Annotated in this window: 33 protein-coding genes; 14 read left to right on the forward strand and 19 right to left on the reverse strand. The window is 66.6% G+C overall.

Annotation, left to right across the window (positions count from 1 at the left end):
- Nucleotides 1–36 precede the first annotated feature (36 nt).
- The 3 genes from ASE22_RS24515 to ASE22_RS24525 all read right to left on the reverse strand — a co-directional run bounded on the left by ASE22_RS24515 (nucleotide 37) and on the right by ASE22_RS24525 (nucleotide 1,929).
- Nucleotides 37–759 (reverse strand): M48 family metallopeptidase, encoded by a 723-nt coding sequence (locus tag ASE22_RS24515; protein ID WP_056365984.1) that lies wholly within the window; start codon nucleotides 757–759, stop codon nucleotides 37–39.
- Nucleotides 760–875: 116 nt separating this feature from the next.
- A complete protein-coding gene (locus ASE22_RS24520; RefSeq protein ID WP_056365988.1) occupies nucleotides 876–1,316 on the reverse strand; it encodes a YcgN family cysteine cluster protein in 441 nt (146 codons plus the stop codon).
- Nucleotide 1,317: 1 nt separating this feature from the next.
- Entirely contained in the window at nucleotides 1,318–1,929 is a 612-nt protein-coding gene (locus ASE22_RS24525) for an SCO family protein (protein ID WP_056365992.1), read from the reverse strand.
- Between the two features lie 180 nt (nucleotides 1,930–2,109).
- Here ASE22_RS24525 and ASE22_RS24530 point away from each other — a divergent pair, with 180 nt between their 5' ends.
- Nucleotides 2,110–2,736: an ankyrin repeat domain-containing protein gene (locus ASE22_RS24530; protein ID WP_056366218.1), complete on the forward strand. Its 627-nt coding sequence runs from the start codon at nucleotides 2,110–2,112 to the stop codon at nucleotides 2,734–2,736.
- A 64-nt stretch (nucleotides 2,737–2,800) separates the two neighbouring features.
- On the opposite strand, the gene ASE22_RS24535 is transcribed toward ASE22_RS24530, so the two are convergent.
- From ASE22_RS24535 to ASE22_RS24580, 10 genes are all read right to left on the reverse strand, one after another.
- Entirely contained in the window at nucleotides 2,801–3,247 is a 447-nt protein-coding gene (locus ASE22_RS24535) for an MmcB family DNA repair protein (RefSeq protein ID WP_235535986.1), read from the reverse strand.
- Nucleotides 3,248–3,431: 184 nt separating this feature from the next.
- Entirely contained in the window at nucleotides 3,432–3,770 is a 339-nt protein-coding gene (locus tag ASE22_RS24540; RefSeq protein WP_056365997.1) for a DUF1491 family protein, read from the reverse strand.
- A 24-nt stretch (nucleotides 3,771–3,794) separates the two neighbouring features.
- On the reverse strand, nucleotides 3,795–4,250 hold the full coding sequence (locus tag ASE22_RS24545; protein ID WP_056366000.1) for a PaaI family thioesterase: 456 nt from the start codon (nucleotides 4,248–4,250) through the stop codon (nucleotides 3,795–3,797).
- 21 nt (nucleotides 4,251–4,271) lie between these two features.
- Nucleotides 4,272–4,757, reverse strand: coding sequence for a PTS sugar transporter subunit IIA (locus ASE22_RS24550; protein ID WP_082545561.1), 486 nt, complete (start codon nucleotides 4,755–4,757; stop codon nucleotides 4,272–4,274).
- Between the two features lie 20 nt (nucleotides 4,758–4,777).
- Nucleotides 4,778–5,371 (reverse strand): ribosome hibernation-promoting factor, HPF/YfiA family, encoded by a 594-nt coding sequence (hpf, locus tag ASE22_RS24555; protein ID WP_056366004.1) that lies wholly within the window; start codon nucleotides 5,369–5,371, stop codon nucleotides 4,778–4,780.
- Nucleotides 5,372–5,450: 79 nt separating this feature from the next.
- On the reverse strand, nucleotides 5,451–6,152 hold the full coding sequence (gene dnaQ, locus ASE22_RS24560) for a DNA polymerase III subunit epsilon (protein WP_056366006.1): 702 nt from the start codon (nucleotides 6,150–6,152) through the stop codon (nucleotides 5,451–5,453).
- Complete coding sequence (gene coaE / locus ASE22_RS24565) at nucleotides 6,145–6,753, reverse strand: dephospho-CoA kinase (RefSeq protein WP_056366009.1); 609 nt, start codon at nucleotides 6,751–6,753, stop codon at nucleotides 6,145–6,147. The genes dnaQ and coaE overlap by 8 nt, the downstream gene beginning before the upstream one ends.
- Nucleotides 6,754–6,758: 5 nt before the next feature.
- A complete protein-coding gene (gene aroE / locus ASE22_RS24570) occupies nucleotides 6,759–7,613 on the reverse strand; it encodes a shikimate dehydrogenase (RefSeq protein ID WP_056366012.1) in 855 nt (284 codons plus the stop codon).
- Nucleotides 7,610–8,203 (reverse strand): Maf family protein, encoded by a 594-nt coding sequence (locus ASE22_RS24575; RefSeq protein ID WP_056366013.1) that lies wholly within the window; start codon nucleotides 8,201–8,203, stop codon nucleotides 7,610–7,612. The genes aroE and ASE22_RS24575 overlap by 4 nt, the downstream gene beginning before the upstream one ends.
- Before the next feature lie 76 nt (nucleotides 8,204–8,279).
- A complete protein-coding gene (locus ASE22_RS24580) occupies nucleotides 8,280–9,104 on the reverse strand; it encodes a pyruvate, water dikinase regulatory protein (protein ID WP_056366016.1) in 825 nt (274 codons plus the stop codon).
- Nucleotides 9,105–9,405: 301 nt separating this feature from the next.
- On the opposite strand from ASE22_RS24580, the gene hemE reads away from it, so the two are divergent.
- The 4 genes from hemE (at nucleotide 9,406) to ASE22_RS24600 (ending at nucleotide 13,114) form a co-directional block, all read left to right on the forward strand.
- Nucleotides 9,406–10,440, forward strand: a complete 1,035-nt coding sequence (gene hemE / locus ASE22_RS24585) for a uroporphyrinogen decarboxylase (protein WP_056366019.1) — start codon at nucleotides 9,406–9,408, stop codon at nucleotides 10,438–10,440.
- A 3-nt stretch (nucleotides 10,441–10,443) separates the two neighbouring features.
- Nucleotides 10,444–10,911: a CopD family protein gene (locus tag ASE22_RS24590; RefSeq protein ID WP_235535984.1), complete on the forward strand. Its 468-nt coding sequence runs from the start codon at nucleotides 10,444–10,446 to the stop codon at nucleotides 10,909–10,911.
- Nucleotides 10,912–11,131: 220 nt separating this feature from the next.
- Nucleotides 11,132–12,388, forward strand: a complete 1,257-nt coding sequence (gene rho / locus ASE22_RS24595) for a transcription termination factor Rho (protein ID WP_056366022.1) — start codon at nucleotides 11,132–11,134, stop codon at nucleotides 12,386–12,388.
- A 21-nt stretch (nucleotides 12,389–12,409) separates the two neighbouring features.
- Nucleotides 12,410–13,114 carry a class I SAM-dependent methyltransferase gene (locus ASE22_RS24600; RefSeq protein WP_056366025.1) on the forward strand — a complete coding sequence of 235 codons (705 nt, stop codon included), beginning with the start codon at nucleotides 12,410–12,412 and terminating at the stop codon, nucleotides 13,112–13,114.
- A gap of 65 nt (nucleotides 13,115–13,179) precedes the next feature.
- Here ASE22_RS24600 and ASE22_RS24605 read toward each other — a convergent pair whose 3' ends face one another.
- Both ASE22_RS24605 and ASE22_RS27030 read right to left on the reverse strand, forming a co-directional pair.
- Complete coding sequence (locus ASE22_RS24605) at nucleotides 13,180–13,392, reverse strand: DUF2061 domain-containing protein (RefSeq protein ID WP_056366028.1); 213 nt, start codon at nucleotides 13,390–13,392, stop codon at nucleotides 13,180–13,182.
- A 224-nt stretch (nucleotides 13,393–13,616) separates the two neighbouring features.
- On the reverse strand, nucleotides 13,617–13,787 hold the full coding sequence (locus ASE22_RS27030; RefSeq protein ID WP_156397264.1) for a hypothetical protein: 171 nt from the start codon (nucleotides 13,785–13,787) through the stop codon (nucleotides 13,617–13,619).
- Between the two features lie 145 nt (nucleotides 13,788–13,932).
- On the opposite strand from ASE22_RS27030, the gene ASE22_RS24610 reads away from it, so the two are divergent.
- The 3 genes from ASE22_RS24610 (at nucleotide 13,933) to ASE22_RS24620 (ending at nucleotide 16,855) form a co-directional block, all read left to right on the forward strand.
- Entirely contained in the window at nucleotides 13,933–14,829 is an 897-nt protein-coding gene (locus ASE22_RS24610) for a class I SAM-dependent methyltransferase (RefSeq protein ID WP_056366228.1), read from the forward strand.
- Nucleotides 14,830–14,838: 9 nt separating this feature from the next.
- Nucleotides 14,839–15,489: a TerC family protein gene (locus tag ASE22_RS24615; RefSeq protein WP_056366031.1), complete on the forward strand. Its 651-nt coding sequence runs from the start codon at nucleotides 14,839–14,841 to the stop codon at nucleotides 15,487–15,489.
- Nucleotides 15,490–15,793: 304 nt separating this feature from the next.
- Nucleotides 15,794–16,855 carry a choice-of-anchor A family protein gene (locus ASE22_RS24620; protein WP_056366034.1) on the forward strand — a complete coding sequence of 354 codons (1,062 nt, stop codon included), beginning with the start codon at nucleotides 15,794–15,796 and terminating at the stop codon, nucleotides 16,853–16,855.
- A gap of 66 nt (nucleotides 16,856–16,921) precedes the next feature.
- On the opposite strand, the gene ASE22_RS24625 is transcribed toward ASE22_RS24620, so the two are convergent.
- The 3 genes from ASE22_RS24625 to ASE22_RS24635 are packed head-to-tail and all read right to left on the reverse strand — an operon-like array spanning nucleotide 16,922 to nucleotide 19,118.
- Entirely contained in the window at nucleotides 16,922–17,911 is a 990-nt protein-coding gene (locus ASE22_RS24625) for a quinone oxidoreductase family protein (protein ID WP_056366037.1), read from the reverse strand.
- Nucleotides 17,908–18,606 carry a dienelactone hydrolase family protein gene (locus ASE22_RS24630; protein ID WP_056366040.1) on the reverse strand — a complete coding sequence of 233 codons (699 nt, stop codon included), beginning with the start codon at nucleotides 18,604–18,606 and terminating at the stop codon, nucleotides 17,908–17,910. The genes ASE22_RS24625 and ASE22_RS24630 overlap by 4 nt, the downstream gene beginning before the upstream one ends.
- Nucleotides 18,603–19,118: a methylated-DNA--[protein]-cysteine S-methyltransferase gene (locus ASE22_RS24635; protein ID WP_235535983.1), complete on the reverse strand. Its 516-nt coding sequence runs from the start codon at nucleotides 19,116–19,118 to the stop codon at nucleotides 18,603–18,605. Before ASE22_RS24635 ends, ASE22_RS24630 begins: the two co-directional genes overlap by 4 nt.
- A gap of 63 nt (nucleotides 19,119–19,181) precedes the next feature.
- On the opposite strand from ASE22_RS24635, the gene ASE22_RS24640 reads away from it, so the two are divergent.
- Together ASE22_RS24640 and mnmE are read left to right on the forward strand one after the other, a co-directional pair.
- The gene (locus ASE22_RS24640; RefSeq protein ID WP_056366043.1) at nucleotides 19,182–19,424 is read left to right on the forward strand and encodes a DUF6489 family protein; all 243 of its coding nucleotides are present in this window, start codon (nucleotides 19,182–19,184) and stop codon (nucleotides 19,422–19,424) included.
- Entirely contained in the window at nucleotides 19,402–20,721 is a 1,320-nt protein-coding gene (gene mnmE / locus ASE22_RS24645; RefSeq protein ID WP_056366048.1) for a tRNA uridine-5-carboxymethylaminomethyl(34) synthesis GTPase MnmE, read from the forward strand. The genes ASE22_RS24640 and mnmE overlap by 23 nt, the downstream gene beginning before the upstream one ends.
- Nucleotides 20,722–21,004: 283 nt before the next feature.
- Here the strand turns inward: mnmE and ASE22_RS27805 are convergent, their stop codons facing one another.
- Entirely contained in the window at nucleotides 21,005–21,397 is a 393-nt protein-coding gene (locus ASE22_RS27805; RefSeq protein ID WP_156397263.1) for a hypothetical protein, read from the reverse strand.
- Here ASE22_RS27805 and mnmG point away from each other — a divergent pair.
- From mnmG to ASE22_RS24670, 4 genes are read left to right on the forward strand one after another with little or no spacing between them, the layout of a single operon-like run.
- Nucleotides 21,396–23,255, forward strand: a complete 1,860-nt coding sequence (gene mnmG, locus ASE22_RS24655) for a tRNA uridine-5-carboxymethylaminomethyl(34) synthesis enzyme MnmG (RefSeq protein ID WP_056366053.1) — start codon at nucleotides 21,396–21,398, stop codon at nucleotides 23,253–23,255. The two genes, ASE22_RS27805 and mnmG, sit on opposite strands and share 2 nt — an antisense overlap.
- On the forward strand, nucleotides 23,252–23,911 hold the full coding sequence (gene rsmG, locus ASE22_RS24660; RefSeq protein ID WP_056366055.1) for a 16S rRNA (guanine(527)-N(7))-methyltransferase RsmG: 660 nt from the start codon (nucleotides 23,252–23,254) through the stop codon (nucleotides 23,909–23,911). The genes mnmG and rsmG overlap by 4 nt, the downstream gene beginning before the upstream one ends.
- The gene (locus tag ASE22_RS24665) at nucleotides 23,908–24,687 is read left to right on the forward strand and encodes a ParA family protein (RefSeq protein WP_056366058.1); all 780 of its coding nucleotides are present in this window, start codon (nucleotides 23,908–23,910) and stop codon (nucleotides 24,685–24,687) included. Before rsmG ends, ASE22_RS24665 begins: the two co-directional genes overlap by 4 nt.
- Entirely contained in the window at nucleotides 24,684–25,580 is an 897-nt protein-coding gene (locus tag ASE22_RS24670) for a ParB/RepB/Spo0J family partition protein (RefSeq protein ID WP_056366061.1), read from the forward strand. The genes ASE22_RS24665 and ASE22_RS24670 overlap by 4 nt, the downstream gene beginning before the upstream one ends.
- Nucleotides 25,581–25,763 lie beyond the last annotated feature (183 nt).

The raw sequence follows: 25,763 nt of genomic DNA on the forward strand, positions 1-25,763 counted from the left end.
TCGTCCCGGCGTTCGCCGGATGAGATCAAGCGAAACTCACGCCTCGCGGCCCAGCCAGTAGAGGTCGCGGCCATGGACGCGCAGCCAGGCCCGCTCGGGCGTCGGATCGCGGCCGAGCAGCCGTTCGACCGCGGCGTGGAAGTCGGCGCTGTGATCCATGTGCAGCCGGTGCCCGACCTCGTGCGCCACGGTCGCCTCGAGCACCGCCGGCGGGGCGAGGATCAGCCGCCAGCTGTAGCGGATGTCGCCGCTGGACGAGCAGCTACCCCATCGCGCGCGCGGATCTCCGATCGATACCCGGCCGATCGTCACCCCCGCGAGACTGCCGAAGCGCGCCGTCTCCGCCTCCAGCCGGGCGAGCGCCTGCGCCCGCAGCCAGCGCACCACCCGCGCCCCGATCATGTCGACGGGCGGCGGTACGACCAGCCGGTCGCCGACCCGGCGAACGATCCGGCCGCCATCGCCCAGCTCGACCGTCAGCCGCTCGCCCGCCACCTCGATTACCAGGCCGGGCAGGATCGGTCGGGCGACGGGCAGAGCGCCCAGCGCCTCCTCGATCCAGCCGCGCTTGCTTTCGACCCATTTGAGCGCGGTGCGCAACGAGGCGCGGGCAGGCAGGATCAGCCGGACCCCGCCGTCGCGCGGATCGACGCTGAGCCGCATCCGCCGCGCCTGCGCCATGCGCCGCACCTCGAGCGGACGGCTGCGCCCGCCGGCTTCGAACAGCATCACCGGCTCGGGCTTGCGGCGGAAGATCATGGGCCGGTTCTAGCGCCTTATCGTTTCGCTTGGAATCGGGTGGCCATCCTCGATTCGATGTCCCGAACCCGTTTCAGGACCGGCAGGAGGCGGTTCTTTGCAGGGATGAGGAATCCCTACAAATCCCGGTCGACCAGATGATGTTCGAGGTCGCCGGCCTCGTCCTCCGACACGGTCCAGCCCTTGACCGAGATGCCTGCCTCGTGGACCGACTCGGGATTGCCGCTGATCAGCGGGTGCCAGTCGGGCAGCGGCTGGCCCTCGTCGAGCAGGCGATAGGCGCAGGTCGCGGGCAGCCAGTCGATCTCGCGCAGCACGCGGGGGGTCAGCCGCACGCATTCGGGGACGAAGGTGCGCCGATGCTTGTAGTCCTTGCACAGGCCGGTGCGGCGGTCGAGCAGGCGGCAGGCGACGTTGGTCGGCATCAGCTCCCCCGTCTCCTCGTCCTCCAGTTTGTGCAGGCAGCATTTGCCGCAGCCGTCGCACAGCGACTCCCACTCGGCCCGCGTCATCTCGTCGAGCCGCTTGGTTTCCCAGAACGGCCGGGGCGCGTTCATCTCAATGCGCCCAGCGCTTGATGTCGGCGACGACCGATTTCGCGCCATTTTCCTGGGCGACCAGCGCGATGGGCTGGCCCTGCGGACCAAAGAGCGCCGTCATCCGCGAATGGTCCATCAGATAACCGATATTCGGATCCGGCACCTTCTTGTAATAGACCGCAAAGCTCTTGGCGACCGCGGCGATCTGTTCCTCGCTTCCCGTCAACGCGATCAATCCGGGAAAGGCGTTCGTATAGGTCTTGAGCCTTTCGGGCGTATCGCGCGCCGGATCGACCGTGATGAAGATCGGCTGGATACGGGCGGCGAGCTGCGGGTCGCTTTTGGCCAGATCCCTCAGACCCTTCATGATGTTGTTCACGTCGAGGGGGCAGACGTCCGGACAGGTCGTATAGCCGAAGTAGATCAGCCGGTACTTGCCCGCGAAATCGGTATCGCTGACCTTGCGGCCGTCCTGATCGGTCAGGGTGAAGGGCCCGCCGATCCGCGCATCGGCCAGCGGCGGAGTCTCGCGCGCCGGGCCGCACCCGGACAGCAGCGGCGGCCCGGCCAGCAGCAGCAGGGCGGCGAACGCACGGAACAGGATCGGATTGTTCATGGTGCGGCCAGCCATGCTTTGCTATTGGCCTAGGTGCAAGAGCCTGATCGCTTTAAGTGGAAGGGCCGTGCGCTTGCGCTGAAAGCAGGAAGCAGGCTCTTATCGATGATTCTGATCTTGATTCACGCTCCGGGCTGAGCCAGCCTGCAGCGATCAAGGTCAAAGGCGTTTCATAACAAGGACATGCCAGATACGATGATCCGCCGTCCTATCCTGATCCGCCGCGCCGCCATTGCGATCGGCTCCATCCTGCTGGGTCTGGCCGCCGTGCCCGCCGCCGCGCAATTCTCGGACAGCTACAATTTCCTCAACGCCGTTCGTCAGTCGGATGGCACCAAGGCGACCAAGGCTCTCGAGGGCACTGGCGCCACCATGGTCAACACGCGCGACTATTCGACAGGAGAGACCGCGCTGATGATCACGGTCAAGCGCCGCGACCTGACCTGGTCGAGCTTCCTGCTCGGCAAGGGCGCCAATCCGAACGTCCGCGATTCGCAGGGCAATGCCCCGTTGCACGCCGCCGCCCTGCTCGGCTTTACCGAGGGGGCCGAGCTTCTGCTGGGCCGCAACGCCCAGGTGAACATCGCCAACAATAGCGGCGAGACCCCGCTGATCATCGCCGTGCAGCAGCGCAACGTGCCGATGGTCCGCCTGTTGCTGACCAACGGCGCCGACCCGAAGATCGCCGACCGCATCGCCGGCAAGTCGGCGCGCGACTACGCCTCGGAGGATCCGCGCGGCGCCGCTGTGCTCAAGGTGATCGACGAGACCAAGTCCACCGTCGCGCCCAAGAAGAACCTGTCGGGGCCCGGAATCCGATAGGCTTTCGCGGAGCCGCCGCTGGAACTCGGCGACCTCCCGGCCATTGCGGCGCGATCCGGGCTCGTCAGACGCAACTGTCGGGAAAGGGATCGAGATCGCCCCATAGCCGGCGTGCCGCACGGCGGGCGAAACGCAGCGTCTCGGCCTTGCGGCGCGCGCCGGCGAGAGGGCGGTGGAGCGGTTCGCGTAGGATCGCCGCGTCGTAGCGGTCGGCGACGATCAGGCCGCAGCATTCCGGGCGAAACGCCTCGGTCTCGAACGGCCGCAGGTCGAATCCGCCGGGCACCGCCCAGAAGAAGCGATCGCAATAGTCGAGATAGAAGGGCCATTTGGCGTCGCCGAGCAGATCGGCGCGCGAGACCTTGATCTCGACGATGGTGATGCAGCCTTTCGAGTCGATCGCCATGATGTCGGCGCGGCGGCCATTGCCCAGCGGGACTTCGGGCAACGGGGTCAGTTCGGCCTGCAGGAACAGCCGGGCGACGCCGCGCGCGACGTCGGCCGCGATCATCGGTTCAAGCGATTCGGGAAGCGAGGCCATGAGGGGGATATAGAACAAGCCGGGAACGGGGGGAAGCGTCGGACTTCCCACCCATCGTCATGCCAGCGCAGGCCGGCAACTCGGGAGACTTACGCGCTCCGCCGCTCCCGAGATTCCGGCCTGCGCCGGAATGACGCAAGTGGCGGACGGCACATCACAGCAGAACCTCTCCCGCGATCCGCTCGGCCTCGCGATGATCGATCTCCACCACCCAGAGATCGGGGTCTGACCGCCGCCGTCGTGCGACATAGTCGCCCGCCGCGCCCGGCGCGTTGGGATCGGCGGGACCGACCTTCTCGAAGCCGTGCCCGCCGTCAAACCGCCAGACACGCTCGACGATCGCGTTGAGCACGCCGCGATCGGCCAGCATGACCAGCACCGCGCCGGCGATCGCGTCGCCCTTGCCGATCACCATCGCCGATCCGCCTTCGGCCTCGATCCGCCGGATCAGTGCCGAGACGAGCAGCCCGGTCGCGGCGCGCGGCTCGATCACGGCGCCCGGTTCACGGCGATGCGCTCAGGCCCGCGCATAGCCGGGCAAGGTGGCGAGCGGGATGCGCGAGCGCATGAAGGTTCCGGTGCCGCGCGCCACCTCCTCGCCCTCGGCGTCGAGCAGCCGCGCGTCGGCGACCAGCACGCGGCGGCGGCCGTTGACCCAGCGGCCCTCGGCGATCGCCGGCCCCTCCTTCATCGGCCGGGTGAGCAGCAGGTTGAAGGCGGTGGTGAGCAGGAAGAAGTCGTTGACCAGGCTGTTCGCCGCATAAAAGGCGGCATCGTCGAGCATCTTGAAATAGGTGGTGCCGTGCGCGGCGCCGGCGGCGTGGAAATGGCTCGGCTCGACCAGGAAGTGGATCCGTGCCAGCCCCTCGCCGGTGATCTCCAGACGCGATTGGAACAGCCGGTTGATCGGCGCCGCGGCATAGAGCGCCTCGAGCGCGCGATAATGCGCCTCGGCCCCGGTCTCGCCGCTCATCGCCCCATCCCCGAGGGTGGCTCAGGCGGCGTGGCGGGTCTCGCCGGTCGCGAACAGCGCGTAGAGCGCGTCGTCCGATCCGGCCCCGCGAAGCTTGGCGACGAAGCCCTTGTCGCGCATCCGCCGACTGACCCGGGCGAGCGCCTTGAGATGCTCGACCCCGGCATCGACCGGGGAGAGCAGCAGGAAGACCAGGTCGACCGGCAGGTCGTCGATCGCGGCGAAGTCGATCGGGTTGCCGAGTCGCGCGAACAGGCCGACGACTCGATTGAGTCCCTCGATCTTGCCGTGCGGGATGGCGACGCCGCCGCCGAAGCCGGTCGACCCCAGCCGCTCGCGTTCGACCAGCCGGTCGACGATGACGCGCGCGTCGGCGTCGACGAGCTTCGCAGCGACGCCGGCAAGTTGCTGAAACAGGGCTTTTTTATTTGGGACGACCAATGCGGCCTGCACCGCCTGAGGCGATAGCAGGTCGCTCAGGTCGTCCATCGATTTCATCTCAGTCATTCGACGGGGTTCGCTATTCCTTATCCGGCCGCCCGGCTCGGCTCCACCCAGCCGATCGTGCCGTCGGTGCGCCGATACACCATATTGAAGGCGCCCGTACCAGAATTTCGGAAGAGAAGCGCCGTCGTATTTCGCAGGTCGAGCATCATCACCGCGTCGGACACGCTGGCGTCGGGAACGTCGACCCGGGTCTCGGCGATGATCACCGGGCTGTCGCCGGTGACTTCCTCTTCGGGCGGGGCTTCGAACACCGTGTAGCCGGCATTGTCGTCGGCCATGTCGACTGCCGCGTCGACGAGCTGCGGCACGGCGGGGCTGCGCGACTTCAGCCGGTTCATATAGCGGCGGAGCTGCGTCTCGATGCGGTCGGCCGCCTGGTCGAAGCAGGGATGCGCATCCATCGCCTGGCCCGATCCCTTGAGGATCACGCCGTGCATGACATGGGCGACGATATCGCAGGAAAACCCGTTGCCGTGCTGGCCGCGCCCGAAGGTCACATGGGCGGACAGGCTTCGCGAGAAGAATTTGTCGGCGATCGCGTGGAGCCGGGTCTCGACATGGGTCCTGAGGGCTTCGCCCGTATCCACCTGATGTCCAGAAACACGAATTTCCATGGCAATTCTCCAACGTTGATGTTTCGGTGGTGGTCCGCCCTCGGGCATTCCGCCATCCGTACATTTTCGGACTATTTCCTCAGCCCGCCGCGCCCTCCAGCCAGAGCGGCGCATCGAGCTTCTCAACAAACGCCCTGTGTCGTTCCAGTTCCTCCTCGCTTGCAAAATGGGGACGGATCGCCCTGATCGTCCGGCTCGCGACCACCGCGCGCGGGCTGGCGACGACGATCACCTCCTCGACGATCGCCTCGCCGATCGACAGGCCGATCTGGCGGCCGCCGGTCAGCTCGACATAGAGCTGGGCCAGCAGCTGCGCATCGAGCAGCGCACCATGCTTGACCCGGTGGCTGCGATCGATACCGTAGCGGCTGCACAGCGCGTCGAGGCTGTGCTTGGCGCCAGGGTGGATCTTGCGGGCGATCTGCAGCGTGTCGACCATCCGGCCCAAATGGACGATCGATCGGCCGCAGGCGCCGAGCTCCCAGTTGAGAAAGCCGAAATCGAAGCTGGCATTATGCGCGACGAGCGGCGCGTCGCCGATGAACTCGAGCAGCTCCTCGACCTTGTCGGCGAACAGCGGCTTGTCGCTGAGAAAGCGTTCGGACAGGCCGTGGACCTGTTCGGCCTCGAACGGCATCGGGCGCTGCGGGTTGAAATAGCAGTGGAAGGCCCGGCCGGTCTCGACCCGGTTGACCAGTTCGACGCAGCCGATCTCGACCAGCCGATCTCCCGTGGCGGGGTTCAGGCCGGTTGTTTCGGTGTCGAAGACGATTTCACGCATGCCGACAATATCGGACTCCCCGCGCGGTGAGGCAAGAGACGAGATGACGGACGGCCCTGCGTGTCCGATCGATCGTGCCGCCATTGTCGATGACGAAGTCGGCGCGCGCCCTTTTTTCGTGATCGGGCAGCTGCAGCGAGCGGATATGCTTGAGTTTCAACGGGTTCATGCCGGGTCTTGCTAGCACGCGGCGCGCCTGTTTCCATGCCGGGGCCGAGACCACCGCGATCGCGTCGACCTGCCGCCAGCCTTTTTTTTCGAACAGCAGCGGGATGTCGAGCACCACCAGTGGCCGCGCGCGATGCCGCCGCAGGAAGAGCCGCCGCGACTCGACGAGCGCGGGATGGATGATTCGCTCGAGTCGGTGGAGCGCCGCCCTGTCGCCGAGCACCGCCTTGCCCAGCACCGCACGGTCGATCCCGTGCGGGCCAGCGGTTCCGGGAAAGGCCGCCTCGATCGCCGCGACCAGCTTGCCGTCCCGGCCCTGGAGGCGGTGGACCTCGGCATCGGCGTCGTAGACGGGCACGCCGGCGCGCGCGAACATCGCCGACACGGTCGACTTGCCCATGCCGATCGATCCGGTGAGGCCGAGGACGATCATCAGCGTCAGGCGACCAGCAGTGCGCGCAACATGTCGTCGGCATCGCGCGGGGCGGGGCGGCCGAAGAAGCGGCCGAACGCCTCGGCCGCCTGGCCGATCAGCATGTGCAACCCGTCGACGGTGCGTAGGCCATGCGCTCTCGCCTCGGCGAGCAGCGGGGTCTCGAGCGGGGCGTAGACGATGTCGTAGACCACCGAATCGGGCGGGACATGGGTGAAGTCGAGCGCCAGCGGCGGCTGCCCGTCCATGCCCAGCGAGGTGGCGTTGACGACGAGGTCGAGAATCCCCTCGCGGTCGTCGAACGGGAAGTCGGTCGGGTCGGCGAAGATGTCGATCGGGGCGACCAGCCGCTCGTCGGGCTCGAAGCTCTCGCGCAGCGCCCGCGCCTTGTCGAGGTCGCGAGCGGCGATCACGATGGTGAAGCCATGGTCGTGGAGCGCCAGCACCACCGCCTTGGCCGCGCCGCCGGCGCCGAACACGCGCGCCATGCGGAACAGGTGCTGCTGGGCCAGCAGCGGCCGGATCGGCTCGAGAAATCCCGCATAATCCGTATTATAGCCGGTGAGCTTGCCATCTTCCGGCACGATCGTGTTGACCGCGCCGATCCGCTCGGCGGCGGGATCGATGCGGTCGAGCAGCGGCATCACCGCCTGCTTGTGGGGAATGGTGACGTTGCAGCCGCGCCAGGAAGGGTTTCGGCGGCGTTCCTCGAGGAATGTCCGAAGATCTTCGGACCTCACATGAGACGCACGATAATCCGCCTTGATTCCAGCGCGTTCCAGCCAGAATTTGTGGATCGTCGGCGACTTGGAATGGGCGATCGGATCGCCGATCACCTCGGCAAATGGCAGTTCGCTCATGTCGGCATCGCCCCCCGGATCCGCAGATAGTCGAGCAACGGGAGCAGCGGCAGCCCCAATATGGTGAACTGGCTGCCCTCGATCCGCGAGAAGAGCTGGATACCGTGCCCCTCGATCCGGTAGCCGCCGACGCAATGGCCGATCTCGGGCCATTCGGCGTCGAGATAGGCGTCGATGAACGCCTCGCCCAGCGGACGGACGTGCAGGGTGGCGGTATCGACATGGCGCCACACCGGCGCCCCGCCCTCGCAGATCACCGCCGCGCTGTGGAGCTTGTGGCGTTGTCCGCTCAGCCGCAGCAGCAAGGCGCGCTGTTCCTCGCGGCTTCCGGCCTTGTCGATCATCGTGCCGTCGTCGAAGGCGACGGTGGAATCGCAGCCGAGCACGAGGTCGGTCGGGTGGCGCCGGGACAGCTTGGTCGCCTTGAGTTCGGCCAGCGCGTCGGCGAGGTTGCGGGGCGAGACGCCCTCGGCGCGCAGGCCCGTCTTCATCGCCTCTTCGTCAACTCCGGCAGCCATGGCGGCGAACGGCACCCCCGCCGCGTCGAGCATCGCCCGGCGCGACGCGGATTGCGAGGCGAGGATCAGCATGGGTTGGCCACCCCTTGTTTCCCGGCACGGGGAGGGGAAGCGGCAGAGCCCGTCGAGGGGGATGGAAGGGACCGCCTCACGCCTCCTCCGCCTTCGACGAGCGCTCGTTGACGAGGTTGATGATCGCCGCCGCGGTCTCCTCGATCGAGCGGCGGGTGACGTCGATCACCGGCCATCCCTGATCGGAAAAGATGCGCCGCGCGAAGCTCAGTTCGGTGACGACCTTCTCATGGTCTACATAGGCGGTCTCGGGCGACTGGTTGAGCGACAGCAGGCGGTTGCGGCGAATCTGGATCAATCGCTCGGGGCTGGTGGTCAGGCCGACGATCAGCGGGTGGACCAGCGAATAGAAGGAGGGCTGCGGCGGCGATTCGATCACCAGCGGGACATTGGCCACCTTGTAGCCGCGGTTGGCGAGGTAGATCGAGGTCGGCGTCTTCGAGGATCGCGACACCCCGGCCAGGATGATGTCGGCCTCCTCCCAGTCCTCGGGGGCGATGCCGTCGTCATGCGCGATGGTGAACTGGATCGCCTCGACCCGCGCATAATAGGCCGCGTCGAGGATGTGCTGGCGACCCGGCCGGGCCAGCGCCTGCTGCCCGAGCAGCTGCGACAGCGCGTCGATCACCGGATCGAGCGCCGAGACGCTGGGTAGGCCCAGCGCGTGGCAGCGCGATTCCAGCCGGGTGCGGATGTCGTTGTTGACCAGGGTGAAAATGACCAGTCCCGGCCGTTGCGCGATTTCGAGGAGGATGCGATCGAGATGGCCCTGGCTGCGCACCATTGGCCAGAAATGCTTGATCGTCTCGACTCCCTCGAACTGGGCGAGCCCGGCCTTGGCGATGTTCTCCAGCGTCTCGCCGGTCGAGTCCGACAGCAGATGCAGGTGCAGCCGGATCATAAGCGGGCTACGGGGATGGGTCTGTGGAAAAACATGCGGATGGAGCTAGCGGAAGGCTGGGTATCGTTTCAAGCGGCGGATTCATCCCCGCTGACGGCCCCGATGTCCGTCGATTCATCCACAAGGGGCTGGGATCATCCACAGGCTGTGGATAATGGGTATGACGGAAGGGACTCGGAACGTCGCGGCGGTTCCGCATGAGTCAAGCTGTTGGCAATCGCGCCCACTGTGAATAAACCCCGGCTCGCAACGCCCTACTATCTCTTCAGATCCTCTTTTAAGAATCTCTATAAGGAAGATAATGGCAGTCCTGTCCGCCGAAACGCGTCCCCTGCTCGCCGTGCTCCGGGGTGAGCGCCGCGACCCGCCCCCGATCTGGCTGATGCGCCAGGCGGGACGCTATCTTCCCGAATATCGCGCGCTCAGGGCCGACAAGGGCGGCTTCCTCGAACTGGTCTATGACAGCGATGCGGCGGCCGAGATCACCCTGCAGCCGATCCGGCGCTTCGGCTTCGACGGGGCGATCCTGTTCTCCGACATCCTGATCATCCCGCATGCGATGGGCCAGGACCTGCGCTTCGAGGCAGGCGAGGGGCCGCGCCTGTCCCCGACCCTGGTCGACCGGACCCTCGCCGAGCTGGTGGCCGTGCCCGAGCGGCTCGAACCGATCTACGGCACCGTCCGCCGGGTGCGCGCGGCACTGCCCGCGGAAACCACCTTCCTCGGCTTCGCGGGTAGCCCGTGGACCGTCGCCACCTACATGGTCGCGGGGCAGGGCAGCCGCGAGCAGGCCGAGACCCGGCGCAAGGCCTATCGCGATCCGGCGGGGTTCGCGGCGATCGTCGACGCGCTGGTCGACGCCACCACCGACTATCTGTCGAAGCAGATCGAGGCGGGCGTCGACGCGGTGCAGCTGTTCGACAGCTGGTCGGGGAGTCTCGCCCCGCGGGAATTCGAGCGCTGGGTGATCGCGCCGACCGCCGAACTGGTCCGCCGTCTCCGCGAACGCCATCCGGGGGTGCCGATCATCGGCTTTCCGAAGGGCGCCGGCGGCAAGCTTCCCGCCTATGCCCGCGAAACCGGGGTCGATGCGATCGGGCTCGACGAGACGGTCGATCCGGCGTGGGCGCATGCCAGCCTGCCCGAGGGACTCACCGTGCAGGGCAATCTCGACCCGCTGGCGCTGATCGCCGGGGGCGAGACGCTCGATTCGGCGGTCGACGCCATCCGCGGGGCTTTCCCCGGGCGGCCGCATGTGTTCAACCTGGGCCATGGAATCCTGCTCGACACGCCGATCGCCCATGTCGAAAGACTGCTGGCGAGGGTCAGGGGGTAGATCATGACGCTATTGCCGATCGACGTGCCGATGGGTTTTCTGGGCAATGCCTATCCATGGGTGAAGGCCGCGCATCTGATCTTCGTCATCTTCTGGATGGCGGGGCTGTTCATGCTGCCGCGCTTCTTCATCTACCATCACGCCGCGCTCCCCGGATCGGCCGAGGATCGTGCCTGGATCGAACGCGAACGTCGGTTGCGCTCGATCATCATCACCCCGGCGATGGTGCTGGTCTGGATCTTCGGGCTGACGCTCGCCTTCGACCAGGCGCTATGGGCCGTCCCCTGGTTCCAGGCGAAGTTCGCGACGGTCCTGCTGCTGTCGGGCTTCCACGGCTGGGCGGTCGGCTATGGCAAGCGTATGGCGGCCGGCTATCGTGCTCCGTCGGACAAGGCCTTGCGCTTCATGAACGAGATTCCCGGCATCGCGACGGCGGTGATCGTGATCCTCGTCATCGTGCGGCCGTTCTGAGATAGCCGCTTCCGGTTCGTCCGCCCGCGGAAGCGGGAATGACGGGAAGATCGACCGGGCGTCGCCAGACGCTTGACTTGAAACCCGCCCGCGCTTACCTCCCGGCCTAGAGCAGGCCCGCCGTTCGCGCTGGGCCCTTATCTCCTGCAGAACCGAAGCGGCCTTCCCATCGCCGCCCTCGAACCTCCCAGAACCGCCAGAACACCCAGGATCTCCGTCGATGCACCTGAAGGACCTCAAGAAGACCATCCCCGCCGATCTCGTCACGATGGCCGAGGAGCTTGGCGTCGAGGGCGCGTCGACGATGCGCAAGCAGGACCTGATGTTCGCGATCCTCAAGGTCGAGGCCGAGAATGGCGAGCAGATCATGGGCGAGGGCACGATCGAAGTGCTGCCCGACGGCTTCGGCTTCCTGCGCAGCCCCGAGGCGAATTATCTCGCCGGCCCCGACGACATCTACGTCTCGCCCAACCAGGTCCGGAAGTTCGGCCTGCGCACCGGCGACACCGTCGAAGGCGAGATCCGCGCGCCGAAGGACGGTGAACGTTATTTCGCGCTGACCCGGCTGATCTCGATCAATTTCGACGATCCCGACGTCGTCCGCCACCGGGTCAATTTCGACAATCTCACGCCGCTCTATCCCGAAGAGAAGCTGACGCTCGACAATCTCGACCCGACGGTCAAGGACAAGTCGGCGCGCGTCATCGACATCGTCGCGCCGCAGGGCAAGGGCCAGCGCGCGCTGATCGTCGCGCCGCCGCGGGTCGGCAAGACCGTGCTGCTCCAGAACATCGCCAAGGCGATCACCGACAATCATCCCGAGGTCTTCCTGATCGTCCTGCTGATCGACGAGCGGCCCGAGGAAGTCACCGACATGCAGCGCTCGGTGAAGGGCGAGGTGATCTCCTCGACCTTCGACGAGCCCGCGCAGCGCCACGTCCAGGTCGCCGAGATGGTGATCGAGAAGGCCAAGCGCCTCGTCGAGCACAAGAAGGACGTGGTGATCCTGCTCGACTCGATCACCCGCCTCGGCCGCGCCTACAACACCGTCGTCCCCTCGTCGGGCAAGGTGCTGACCGGCGGTGTCGACGCCAATGCGCTGCAGCGGCCGAAGCGCTTCTTCGGCGCCGCGCGCAACATCGAGGAAGGCGGCTCGCTCTCGATCATCGCCACCGCGCTGATCGACACCGGCAGCCGCATGGACGAGGTGATCTTCGAAGAGTTCAAGGGCACCGGCAACTCGGAGATCGTGCTCGATCGCAAGGTCGCCGACAAGCGCATCTTCCCGGCGATGGACGTCGGCAAGTCCGGCACCCGCAAGGAAGAGCTGCTGGTCGACAAGGGCAAGCTCAGCAAGATGTGGGTGCTGCGCCGCATCCTCATGCAGATGGGGACCATCGACGCGATGGAGTTCCTGCTCGACAAGATGAAGGACTCGAAGACCAACGAGGACTTCTTCGACTCGATGAACCAGTAGGCGGGCGAGAGGGGACGCGGCTTGGGGGGGCTGACCGACTGGACCTACAAGCGCTTCTGGGCGCATGTCGAGCATCCCTATCGTCGCCTGCGCCGGCGGCTTCTCGAACTCGCCGCCCCAGGCCTGACCGTCCTCGACGCGGGCTGCGGCCATACCGCCCCCAATCTCCAGGAATTGCGCGAGAGCGGCGCGACGCTGATCGGCGTCGACCTGGTACCGCTCGCGCCGCAGCCCGGCATGGAACTGATCGAGGCCGATCTCGCACGGATTCCGCTGCCTGACGGCTCGGTCGACCTGATCTATTCGCGCTCGGTGATGGAGCATGTCGTCGATCCGGACGCGGTCTATGGCGAAACGGCACGGCTGCTCAAGCCGGGCGGGCGCTGGATCTTCCTGACCGCCAATCGCTGGGACTATGTTTCGATCGTCTCGCGGCTCACCCCGAACCGCTTCCACGCCGGAATCGTCCGCCGTTTCGAGGGACGCGACGAGATCGACGTCTTCCCGACCGCATACCGGACGAACGACCGGCGCCAGATCGGGCATTATGCCGCCGCGCACGGCTTCCGCATCGACGCCTTCGAGCGGCACGGGCAATATCCGGCGATGTTCTACCGGGTCGGCCCGCTCTTCCTGATCGCGACCTTCTTCGAGAAGCTCGTGATGAAGCTTCGATTGCTCGCGGGGCTGCGCGGCTGGCTCTATGTCGAGCTGGTGAAGGTCTGAGCCCCCCTTCGGATCAGAGTGTCGGTTGATCGGTTCCCGGCGTTGGAGCGGGAACCCCATCGGTTTCAGGTCGCTGCGGCCGGCTCGATGGAACGCCCCGACAGGAAGCCCTTCCAGGCTTTTTCATGGAAGAAGAAGGCGATCGCGTTGACGCAGGGTTCGACCAGCGCGATCCCGCCGGCGATCTCGGCCGATCCGGTCATCAGATAGGCGACGCTGAATCCCACCGTGAGGTGGATGGTCAGATAGGTCAGGGTCTTGAGCAGGTCGGTGGGCATGGCCTGTATTTGCGAATCATTCGCAGATAAAGCCAACGCATTTGATCGATCGCAGATATCGATCCCCTAGATGACGGGATCGGCGCTCCGCCGCTGGCCGTTCATTCTCAATATCCGGCGGAATTTGGGACATTGCAGCTGGTCCGGCGCGGGACAGGCGGCGGCATGGCGCAGGCCGACGCGCAGCGTGGCGGGCCGCCGGATCGTGCGGGCGTTTGGGGGGCTTAGCCATTACGCGCAGCCTCTTCCAAATCTGCCAACCCCATCGGATCGCCGAAGCGGTCATAAACATACGGGTCGCGACCAGCCTCAATCAGCGCTCGCACCTTGGCCAAGGCCTCTTCCGCGCTCAGAGCGACATAGCGGTCTGCGCTATCGTGAATGTCAAAGGTCATGCCGCCTTATCGCCCGGTAGGCAGCTCTGGCGTACCCCAAAATTCAAACCGACCCACTACCAGATCGCGCATGGCTTGACCTCAAGTCGACTTGAAGTGGCACGATAGGATTTCCCGATTCGAGGACAAGCCGAAGGAGATGACCATGAGCGATCCCGAAACGAGGCGCGCCGAGCAGCAGGCGCTGTGGAACGGCGTGGCCGGGCAGGCCTGGGTCGACGAACAGGCGTTGCTCGACCGGCTGTTCGCGCCATTCGAGACGCTGCTGGTCGAGGCGGCGCGGGAGACGTCGGGCGGGCGGGTGCTCGATGTCGGCTGCGGCACCGGCGCGACCACGCTCGCCGTCGCGCGTGCGCTCGGGTCGGCCGGCGACTGCACCGGCGTCGACATCTCCGCGCCGATGATCGCGCTCGCCCGCGATCGCGCCGCGCGCGAAGGGATAGCGGCGCGCTTCGTCCAAGCCGATGTGGAGGGCCATGGCTTCGCCCCGGCGGGCTTCGACCTGGTCATGTCGCGCTTCGGCGTGATGTTCTTCGGCGATCCGGTCCGCGCCTTCGCCGGTCTGCGGGCGGCGGTTCGGCCGGGTGGCGGACTGGCGATGCTGGTCTGGCGCGGCGCGGCCGACAACCCCTTCATGACGGCGGCCGAGCGTGCGGCGGCACCGCTGCTGCCGCCACAGCCTCCGCGCGACCCCGACGCTCCGGGCCAGTTCGCCTTCGCCGACCCCGATCGGGTGCGCCGGATTCTGGGCGCGGGCGGCTGGAGCGGGATCGAGATCGAGCCGGTCGACGTCGACTGCGCCCTGTCCGACGCCGAGCTCGACACCTATTCGGTCCGGCTCGGTCCGCTGGCGCGGGTCCTCCCGACCCTCGACGAGGCGGAAAGGGCCCCTATCGTCGCGGCGGTCCGCGCCGGATTCGACCCTTATCGGACCGATGGCCAGGTCCGTTTCACCGCGGCCTGCTGGATGATCCGCGTCCGGCCGGGAATGCCGTCGCACGGATCACGGTTACAGGCTCGACAGGCCGAAGCTTTCGGCTAGGGAAAGGACATGGTCGAGCTCTGGAATCACATCGTCGCGGATTTTTCCAACATCACCAGCCCGACGGCGATGGCCGCCTTCCTGCAGGTGCTGATGATCGACATCATGCTGGCCGGCGACAATGCCATCGTCGTCGGTGCGCTCGCCGCCGGCCTGCCGGTGGACCAGCGGCGCAAGGTCATCCTGATCGGTATCGTCGCCGCGCTCGTCCTGCGCATCGTCTTCGCGGTCAGCGTCAGCCTGTTGATGAGCATCGTCGGGCTGGTGCTGGCGGGGGGCTTCCTGCTGCTCTGGGTGTCGTGGAAAATGTTCCGCGAACTCCGCCACGCCGGAGCCCCGGAGGGTTCGGATCCCACCGAGCATGATGGGATTCCCCAGACCAAGACCTTCCTCGGCGCGGCCTGGGCGGTCGCCGTTGCCGACGTTTCGATGAGCCTCGACAATGTCCTCGCGGTCGCCGGTGCGGCACGCGAGCATCCCGGCATCCTCGTCATCGGCCTGCTGCTGTCGGTCGCGCTGATGGGAATCGCCGCCAATTTCATCGCCCGCTACATCGAGCGCTACCGCTGGATCGCCTATGTCGGCCTGGCCGTGATTCTCTACGTCGCTGCCAAGATGATCTGGGAAGGCAGCCACCAGGTCTGGCCGCTGATCGCCTGAATCCCCTTTGCCGGCAGTTTTTTGACGCGGGGGAGCGCTCTCCCGCGGCCGGGAAATGTTGCAATGGTTTACGATCATTTACTTTGCTGTTCTGCGTTTCCTTCAAGTTTAACTTAATATTAATTCGTCTTTTACAGGAGTGTCGGTTTTTTTTACAGTTGCTTCCGGGCCGTTCGAGCGTATGACAACTGGTGGAACGCATTTTATTACTGGAAAACTCTTCGGACGTCTGCTAGGGAACATGCAGATGGTATCCGTTTGTGGGCTGGGGTGAATGTCCCGCTTGGTTGGATGGGGTGAAGCGATGCGTATGTTCCGTGCTCTTCCGATTGTCGTCGCCGGGCTGATGGCCGTGGCCGGGGCCGGGCAGGCATCCGCCGCGCTGGTCGGCCAGTCGGCCTCGACCGGCATCGCCGCGCTCAAGGAATGGAACGTCGTCTCGTTCAACAACTTCACGTCCTACAACCATGTGGACGGGCGGGTGTTCGTCGGCGGCAATTTCAACCCCGGTGGCAACTTCACCATCCAGAACAACAATATCCCGTCGAGCAGCTACGGCACGCCGGCCCTGACCGTGGTCGGCAACGCCGCGCTCAACGGCAGCGTCAACGCGGGTGGCGGCATCAGCGTCGGCGGTAACGTCAGCGGCACGTTCAACAACAACGGCCAGAACACCGTCACCTATGGCGGCAGCAACAACGGCGCCTGGGCGAACAACACCACCTTCACCGGTGGCGGCAGCAATTTCACCAGCACGTTGCAGAGCCAGTCGAACGATATCAAGGCATCGCTGACCAGCCTCAGCCAGAACCTTGCCGCCCTGGCCAACACCAGCGGCGTGACCGTGGGCGGCGACAGCAACAACCAGTCGATCACCGTGACCGGCAGCGGCCTTCACGTTCTCAACTGGTCGGAAGCGATGTTCGAGGGCAACAACAACCAGCAGCTGCTCGTCAGCCTGCCGAACGATGCGACGCTGGTCGTCAACGTCGCCGGCACCGACATCGACTTCAACCGCAACTTCAATCGCTTCAACGGCGACAACCGGGTGCTGTTCAACTTCTACCAGGCCACCACGGTCGATATCGGCCGCCAGTTCAGCGGCTCGGTCCTCGGCGTCTTCGCCGACATCACCGGCGGCAACAGCGGCAATATCGACGGCACCGTGATCGGCAACAACGTCCGCCAGAACGCGAACGGCGAGATCCACAACAATTATTTCCAGGGCGACCTCTCGAGCGTCTCGGGTCCCGTCTCGGTCGCGCCGGAGCCCTCGACCTGGGCCATGCTGATCCTCGGCTTCGGCTTGGTCGGCGCGATGATGCGGACCCGTAACCGCCGGACGCTGATCATCCAGGCGGCCTGATCGCAGCGGCATCGGACACAAGGAGGGTCTGCTTCGGCAGGCCCTTTTTTGTTGGTGGCGATGCCCTCAGGGGATGAGGATGATCGAGCCGGTCGTCCGCCGCCCTTCGAGCGCGCGGTGCGCCTCGGCCGCCTCGGCGAGCGGAAGGCGCAGCCCGACCTCGACCGACAGCCTGCCGCTGGCAATCATCGCGAACAGGTCCGCCGCGACGGCATCGAGTTCGGCCCGTGTGGCGACATAGTCGAACGCGCGCGGGCGGGTCAGGAACAGCGACCCGCGCCCGGCCAGTTCGAGCGGGCTCATCGGCGGGACCGGGCCCGAAGCGTTGCCGAAGCTGACCATCAGCCCGCGCGGGCGCAGCGAATCGAGCGAGGCCGTCCAGCTCGCCGCCCCGACGCCGTCGAACACGACATCGACGCCCTTGCCGCCATTCGCCGCGCGCACGGCGGCAGCGAGCCCGTCATAGGGGCCATGGAACGCGGCTTCGGCACCGAGCCGGCGCGCGGTCGCGGCTTTCTCGGCGGTTCCGGCATGGGCGATCACGCGCACCCCGATCGCCGCCAGCCATTGCACCATCAGCCGCCCGACCCCGCCGGCGGCCGAGTGGACGAGCGCGCATTGTCCCGCCTCCATCCGGGCGCAGCCCTTGACGAGGGTCTGGACGGTCATTCCCTTGAGCATCACCGCGGCCGCGGTCTCGTCGTCGATGCTGTCTGGCAGGGCGACGAGCAGCGCAGGATCGATGTCGATCCGGTTCGCATAGGCGCCGGGGCTCGCGGTGACATAGGCGACCCGGCGACCGATCTCGGTTCCCTCGACCCCGGCGCCGATCGCCTCGACCACCCCCGCCGCCTCGACCCCGAGCGGGGCGGGGAGCGGCTGTGGATAGAGGCCGCTGCGATGATAGGTGTCGATGAAGTTGACCCCGATCGCCCGGTGCCGAACCCGGACGAGCCCGGCGGCGACCGGGCGGTCGGCCAGCGTTTCGGCCATGATCACCTCGGGACCGCCGAAGGCGCCGGCGACGAGCCGCCGGTCGGCCGCGGGGTCGTTCATGCGAGATGCTCGGCGAAGAAGGTCTGGGTGCGCCTGTCGGCGAGCGTCGCGGCCTCCTCGACGCGGCGATTGCCCATCGTGGTCGCGAAGCCGTGATCGACGCCGGGATAGTCGAACAGGGTCACCTTGGGGTGGCCATCGAGGCCTTCGTGCATCTTCTTCTGGACGTCCGGCGGCACGAATCCGTCGTTGCCGGCGATGTGGAGCAGCAGCGGATGGGCGATCGCATGCGCCTCGCCGAGCAACCCGTCGAGCCCGACGCCATAATAGCCGACGCTGGCGTTGATGTCGGTGCGTGCGGCGGTCATATAGGCGAGCCGCCCGCCGAGGCAGTAGCCGACCGCGCCGACCTTGCCGCCATCGATCATCGCGCGGGTGTCGCGGATGGTCGCCTCGATATCGCGGATGGCGGCTTCCTGGTCGAACTGGCCGAACAGCTTGAGGCCTTCCTGCATCTGATCGGGCGTGTCGGGATCGAGCTCGATCCCAGGCCGGATCCGCCAGAACAGGTCGGGCGCCACCGCGAGATAGCCTTGCTCGGCCCACTGGTCGCACTTGATGCGAATGCCGTCGTTCACCCCGAAGATCTCCTGGATGACGATGATCGCCGCCTTGGGCTGGGAGATGGGCTGCGAGGTGTAGGCGAGGAATTCGTCATCGCCGTGCAGCGTCTTGATCTCGGTATAGCTTTTCATAGAAGGCCTCCTCGTCTCTCATGGTCGAGCAACCATGTTTTCGTGATGATCCCGCGTCCGGCGGAATAATGGCCGATCGCGCCGCCGCTGCCTACCACCCGGTGGCAAGGGACGACGATCGGGAACGGGTTTCGGGCGCAAGCCTGGCCGATCGCGCGCGGGGCCGACCCGGCGATCCGGGCGAGCGCGCCGTAGCTCAGCGTGTCGCCGGCCGCGATCGCGACGATCGCCGCGCGCAGCGCCGCCCCGCGTGGGGTCGCGGCAGGAGCCAGCGGCAGATCGAAATCGGCGACCCCATCGTCGAAATAGGCGCGGAGTTGCCGGACCGCGTCGGCCGCCGGACCGCTCGCTGGTCCTTCCGTTGCCGTCGACGGTATCGCGTCGTCCTCCGCGAGGATGCGGATGGAGTGCAGCGATAGGCCATCCGCCTGGATCAGGATCGGGCCGATCGGGGAGCGAAGCAGGGTGGTCATCTGGCTGGTCATCCCGGACTGGCGCGCGGACATCGTCATGGACAGGGGCTTTCGGAGACTCTAGCCATGGGGCAGGACGTTTCAATGACCCGGAGGGCGCGCATGAAGATCACCGTCGACGTCGACTGCACGCCCGAAGAGGCGCGGCGCTTCATGGGCCTTCCCGACATGTCGGGCGTTCATGCGGTCTATATCGACAAGATGAAGAAGATGATCGAGGAAGGCGTGACGCCGGACACGATGGAAACGATGATGCGCAACTGGATGCCGATGGGCGAGGCCGGCATGAACCTGTGGCGCTCGATGTTCGACCAGATCAGCCGTGCCGGCGGCGGCGGGAAATAGCCCCGGCGCCGGACCGGCGCCCGACACGATCTTCGCGCTGTCGAGCGGCGCGCCGCCGGCCGGCGTGGCGGTGGTGCGGATCAGCGGCCGGGGCGCGGGTGGGGCGATCGACCGGCTGACGGGAAAGGCGCGTCCCGCCGCCCGCCGCGCGTCGCTGCGCACCCTGGTCGATCCGCAGGACGGCACCGCGCTCGACCGCGCTCTCCTGCTGTGGCTGCCCGGCCCGGGCAGCGCGACGGGCGAGGATATGGCCGAGCTTCATCTCCATGGCGGTCGCGCGGTGACCGCGGCGGTGCTGGCCGCGCTCGGCCGCCTGCCGGGCCTGCGTCCGGCCGTGCCGGGCGAGTTCACCCGCCGCGCCTTCGAGACCGGGCGGATCGATCTCAACGAGGCCGAGGCGCTCGCCGACCTGCTCGCCGCCGAGACCGAGGCCCAGCGCCGCAACGCGATGCTGCTCGCCGACGGGGCGCTGAGCCGCGCCCTCGAGGACTGGCAGCATCGCCTGCTGTCGCTCGCGGCGCGGCTGGAGGCGCAGCTCGACTTCTCGGACGAAGCGGATGTCGGCGCCCTCGATCCGGGCTTCGCGCTCGACCTTGCCGCGCTCGACGCCGATGTGGCCCGATGGCGCGGACGGCTCCCCGTGGAACGGCTGCGCGACGGGGTGAGGGTGGTGCTGGCTGGGCCCCCCAATGCCGGAAAGTCGACACTGTTCAATGCATTGACTGGCCGGGACGCCGCGATCGTTACCCCAATCGCGGGGACGACCCGCGACCTGATCGAGGCGCCGGTGGCGTTTGGTGGCGTTGCCTTCCTGCTCATCGATACCGCCGGGCTCCATGACGGCGGCGGCGACGCGGTCGAGGCGATCGGCATGGACCGCGCGACGCGCGCCATCGCCGCCGCCGATATCGTCCTCTGGCTCGGCGATCCGGATGAGGCGCCGGCGGGGGCGCTCCGCATCGGTGCGCAGGCCGACCGGCGGATCCTCGACGCGGCCGCGCACCACGTCGTGCTGTCGGCGCAAAACGGGGAGGGAATTGACAGACTCGTGGCATTGCTACTCGAGCAGGCTGGCGCGTTGCTGCCGAGCGAGGGGGAGGCGGCGCTGTCGACCCGCCAACGCGCGGCGCTCGACCGGCTCGGCGAAACGCTGGGCCTCGCGCGCGGCGAGGACGATCCTGTGCTGGTCGCCGAGGCGCTGCGCCTGGGGCGCACGACGATCGACGCTCTGACCGGGCGGGCGGGAACCGAGGATATGCTCGACGGCCTTTTCGGGCGATTCTGCATCGGAAAATAGGGACTGTTCCACGTGGATCGTCCGGCGATTTACTGGGAAATCTACTAGATATGGTGGTTCTATTATGAGTCCCTCCAAGGGGTTGAATCCCGTTGACTTAGAGAAACGACTCATTCACCATCATCTGGACGCCAGAATCATTAGGAGCCGCCAAGGGCGGCAACCCTCGACGGCTCCGTATTTTGGTATTCCGCGTCACCAGGCTAGGCTGCGGAACAATAGTCGTAAATGACTCTGGGAAGCATGATTCCCTTTCGGCTTAGTGTCAAGCCTAGCCATTTGCTCATGGAGCAGGATAATGGCTACTTTCATAATTACGTACGACCTTATCAAGCAGGGCCAAAATTACACGGATCTGATTGCTAAGCTCAAAGAGTATCCTACCTATTGGCACGCCCAAGGATCGGTTTGGATCATAGAGACCCACCAAAGCGCTGTCGCGATTCGAAACAATCTCAAGACCTGTCTCGATGGTAACGATAAGTTGATCGTGGCGAAGCTTGAGGGCGAAGCAGCTTGGAGCGGCTATAACGATAATATCAGTTTGTGGCTGAAAAACCGTCTGGAGAAAAAGGCAGCATAAAATCAACGGCTTGGGTGTCGGTGGCAACTGCATCCAAGCCGCTTTTTGTTGATTCTTTGACTTGGGCACGCCGCTCGGATAGCGCGCAAGCATGGCGGACAGCTTTGATGTGATCGTGGTCGGTGGCGGCCATGCCGGCTGCGAGGCGGCGGCAGCGGCGACGCGGATGGGCGCGCGGACGGCGCTCGTCAGCATGCGCCGCGACATGATCGGCGCGATGTCGTGCAATCCCGCAATTGGTGGACTCGGCAAGGGGCATCTGGTGCGCGAGGTTGACGCCTGCGACGGGCTGATAGCCCGCGCCGCCGACCGCGCAGCGATACATTATCGCATGCTCAACAGCAGCAAGGGAGCGGCGGTACAGGGGCCTAGGGTCCAGGCCGACCGCAAGCTTTACCGGGCGGCCATCCACGATCTGCTCGCCGAACTGCCTTCACTGGAGATCGTCGAAGGATCGGTCGAGCGGCTGATCATCGAGGACGTTCCACGTGGAACATCGGGTATCGTCCTCGGCGATGGTCGGTGCTTGACGGCGAAGGCGGTTGTTCTCGCCACGGGCACCTTCCTCAACGCCAAGTTGCATTTCGGCATGGTCTGCCGCGCCGGCGGCCGGGTGGGGGAGGCGGCGGCCCTGGGGCTGGGCGAACAGCTCCGCGCGCTCGACCTGCCGATCGCCCGGCTCAAGACGGGAACGCCGCCGCGCCTCGACGGGCGGACGATCGATTGGGCTGGTCTCGATCGCCAGCCTTCCGATGAGGACGGCTGGACCTTCTCGGCGCTGACGCCAATGCGAAGTGTGCCCCAGCTTGCCTGCGCGATCACCCGCACCAACCAGCGCACCCACGACGTGATCCGTGCCGGGCTCGACCGTTCGCCACTCTTCTCCGGGGCGATCACGGGGGTAGGGCCGCGCTATTGTCCATCCATCGAGGACAAGGTCCATCGCTTCGGCGATCGCGACGGCCACCAGATCTTTCTCGAGCCCGAGGGTCTCGACGACCATCTCATCTATCCCAACGGCGTCTCCACCTCCTTGCCCAAGGACGTCCAACTCGCACTGCTGCGGACAGTGCCGGGACTCGAGCGCGTCGCGATCGTCCAGCCGGGTTATGCGGTCGAATATGATCATATCGACCCGCGCGCGCTGACCGCCGGCCTGGCGTTGCGGGCGCTCCCGGGGCTGTTCTGCGCCGGTCAGCTCAACGGTACGACCGGCTATGAGGAAGCCGCCGCGCAGGGGCTCGCGGCCGGAATGAACGCGGCCGCCTTTGCATCCGGTCGCGCAGAAATCCGGTTCGATCGGGCCACGAGCTATATCGGGGTAATGATCGACGACCTCACCCTGCAGGGGGTCTCCGAACCTTATCGCATGCTGACCGCGCGTGCTGAATATCGACTGCGGCTCCGCGCCGACAATGCTGGGACGCGGCTCACGACATGGGCCGATGGTCATGGAGCTATCTCCGATGCGCGCCTCGCGTTCCACGTGGAACGCGAGGCGGAGCGCGCACACATGGGCGAGCATCTGGCAGCGCGCATCGCCGGGGCGGCCGAGCTCATCGCCGCCGGCGCCGCACTGGCATCCGACCATGCCCGTCGTCCCTTGAGCGAATGGCTACGCTACACGGAGGTGGGCGACGCCGAATTGCTCGCGCTGGAACCGGGGCTTGCCGACACAGCACCCGAGGTGAGGGCCGAGGTGATTCAGGACGGCCGCTATGCGCCATATATCGCGAGGCAGGACCACGAGATCGCCCGGCTGCGGTCCGACGAGCGGATCGGGCTCGGCGCGATCGCCGATTATGGCGCGATCGCCGGTCTCTCCAACGAGATGGTCGAGCGTCTTAATGCGGCCCGCCCGGCCGACCTTGCTGCGGCGGGGCGGGTGCGCGGCATAACGCCCGCGGCGCTCGCCGCGATCATGGTCCATGCCCGGCGGCTTGCGGCATGACCGAGGAGGAGGCGCGGGCCTGGATCGACCGCCATGTTCCACGTGAAACGGCGGCGGCGCTCGAACGGCTCGTCGCGATGGTCCTCAACGAAATGCCGAACCAGAATCTCATCGCGGCCTCGACCGCCGATCATATCTGGACCCGCCACATCGTCGATTCGGCCCAACTCCTGCCGCTGGCGCCGGACGGGGCCCGCAGGTGGATCGACCTCGGATCGGGAGCCGGCTTTCCGGGGCTGGTGGTTTCGCTGATGCGGCCCGAGCTTGAGATGATTCTCGTCGAATCGCGCCGCAAGCGGATCGACTTCCTGCGGTTCATGGCCGAGTCGCTCGGCCTGGCCGACCGGGTCGCGGTGGCGGGCCAGCGGCTCGAACTGCTCGAAGCGAGCCCGCAGGATGTGATCAGCGCGCGTGCCTTCGCGCCGCTCGACCGGCTACTGCCGCTGGCGCACCGATTCTCCCATCCGGGGACGGTTTGGCTGCTGCCGAAAGGCCGCAGCGCCGTATCCGAACTGGAAGCCGTCACGGGTTCGTGGCAGGGTGATTTCCGGGTCGTTCCGAGCATGACCGACTCCGAGGCGGCGATCATCGTCGCGTCGCAGGTCCGGCCCAACGCCACGCGCCAGAAGGCCAAGCGCCAGAAGGAACATCGATGATCCGCATCGCGATCGCGAACCAGAAGGGCGGGGTGGGCAAGACCACCACGGCGATCAACCTTGCGACCGCGCTCGCGGCGACGGGGTGGCGCGTGCTGCTGGTCGATTTCGATCCGCAAGGCAATGCTTCCACCGGCCTCGGCATCGACCAGGCCGCGCGCGACCGGTCAAGCTACGAGCTTCTGCGCCGTGACTGCTCGCTGGGCGAGGCCGTGGTACCGACTCGAATCCCGCGCCTCGATATCGTGCCGGCGACCGTCGACCTCACCGGCGCCGAGATCGAGCTGATCGATGTCGAGAAGCGCACCCACCGGCTGCACGACGCGCTTGCCCAGGACGAGAATCGCTGGGACGTCTGTCTGATCGATTGTCCGCCTTCGCTCGGGCTGCTCACCGTCAATGCGCTGGTCGCGGCGAACATGATGCTGGTGCCGCTGCAATGCGAGTTCTTCGCGCTCGAAGGTTTGACCCAGTTGCTCCAGACAATCGAGCGGGTGCGCGCGCGCTTCAATCCCGGGCTGTCGATTCTGGGGGTAGCGCTGACCATGTACGACCGGCGCAACCGGCTGTCCGAGCAGGTTGCCGCCGACGTGCGCGACGTATTGGGGGATGTGGTGTTCGAAACGGTGATTCCGCGCAATGTGCGCCTGTCGGAGGCGCCGAGCCATGGCGTGCCGGCGCTGATCTACGACGTCCGCTGCCCGGGCTCCGAAGCCTATATCGCGCTCGCCCGCGAATGCATCGCCCGGCTGACCAGCAAGGCGCAGGCGGCATGAGCGCCGATGGCCCGCGCCGTGGCCTCGGACGGGGCCTGTCGTCGCTGCTCGGCGAAGTCACGGCCGAGCAGCCGCTCGCGCCGGGCGCCGCCCGTCCCGCCGGGATCCAGATGGTCGCAGTCGCCGCGATCGAGCCCAATCCCGACCAGCCGCGCCGGCATTTCGACGCTGCCGCGCTCGACGAGCTCGCCGCCTCGATCGGTGCGCGCGGGCTGATCCAGCCGATCGTCGTCCGCCCGCATCCCCATAGCGGCGGCTATCAGATCATCGCCGGCGAGCGACGCTGGCGCGCGGCGCAGCGCGCGCGCATCCATGAGCTGCCGGTGATCATCCGCGAGCTGTCCGACGCCGAGACGCTCGAACTGGCGATCGTCGAGAATGTCCAGCGAGAGGATCTCAACGCGATCGAGGAAGCCGAGGCCTACCAGCGCCTCGTCGGCGACTTCGGCCATACCCAGGAGGCGTTGGCCAAGCTGGTCGGCAAGTCGCGCAGCCATGTCGCCAATCTGATGCGGCTGCTCGACCTGCCCAAGCCGGTCCGCGACATGGTCGCCGACGGCCGGCTCAGCATGGGCCACGCCCGCGCGCTCGTCACCGTTCCCAATGCCGAGGAGCTGGCCGAGCAGGTGGTCGAGCAGGACCTGTCGGTGCGTGCCGCGGAGAAGCTGGTCCGGGCCGGCCGGAGCGGTGGCGATGCCCCCAGGTCGGCTACGCCGCGACCGAGCCCGCCCGCCGACACCGACATCGCTGCGCTCGAACGCCATCTCGGCGACATCCTCGGCCTCAAGGTGACGATCGAGCATGGCGAAAAGGGCGGCCGCATCGCCATCGCCTATTCGACCCTCGACCAGCTCGATCTCGTCTGCCAGCGGCTGAGCGGCGAGCCGATCTGAGATCCGGTGTGAACCATCTCGGCCGTCGGATCGAAATCCGAGGCTAAAGCATTGACGAAAAACCCGCTGCTCCTGGAAAGCGGCGGGCGCATCGAGGAGTCGCAAGCCCTGCCGCTTGCTCTCTTAAGACGGAATCTCAGCCGCTTGAGACATGGGCTCAGCTTTTGCTGGAGCGACGGGGAT

This window comes from Sphingomonas sp. Root720, assembly GCF_001428605.1.
In the GTDB taxonomy this organism is placed as follows: domain Bacteria; phylum Pseudomonadota; class Alphaproteobacteria; order Sphingomonadales; family Sphingomonadaceae; genus Rhizorhabdus.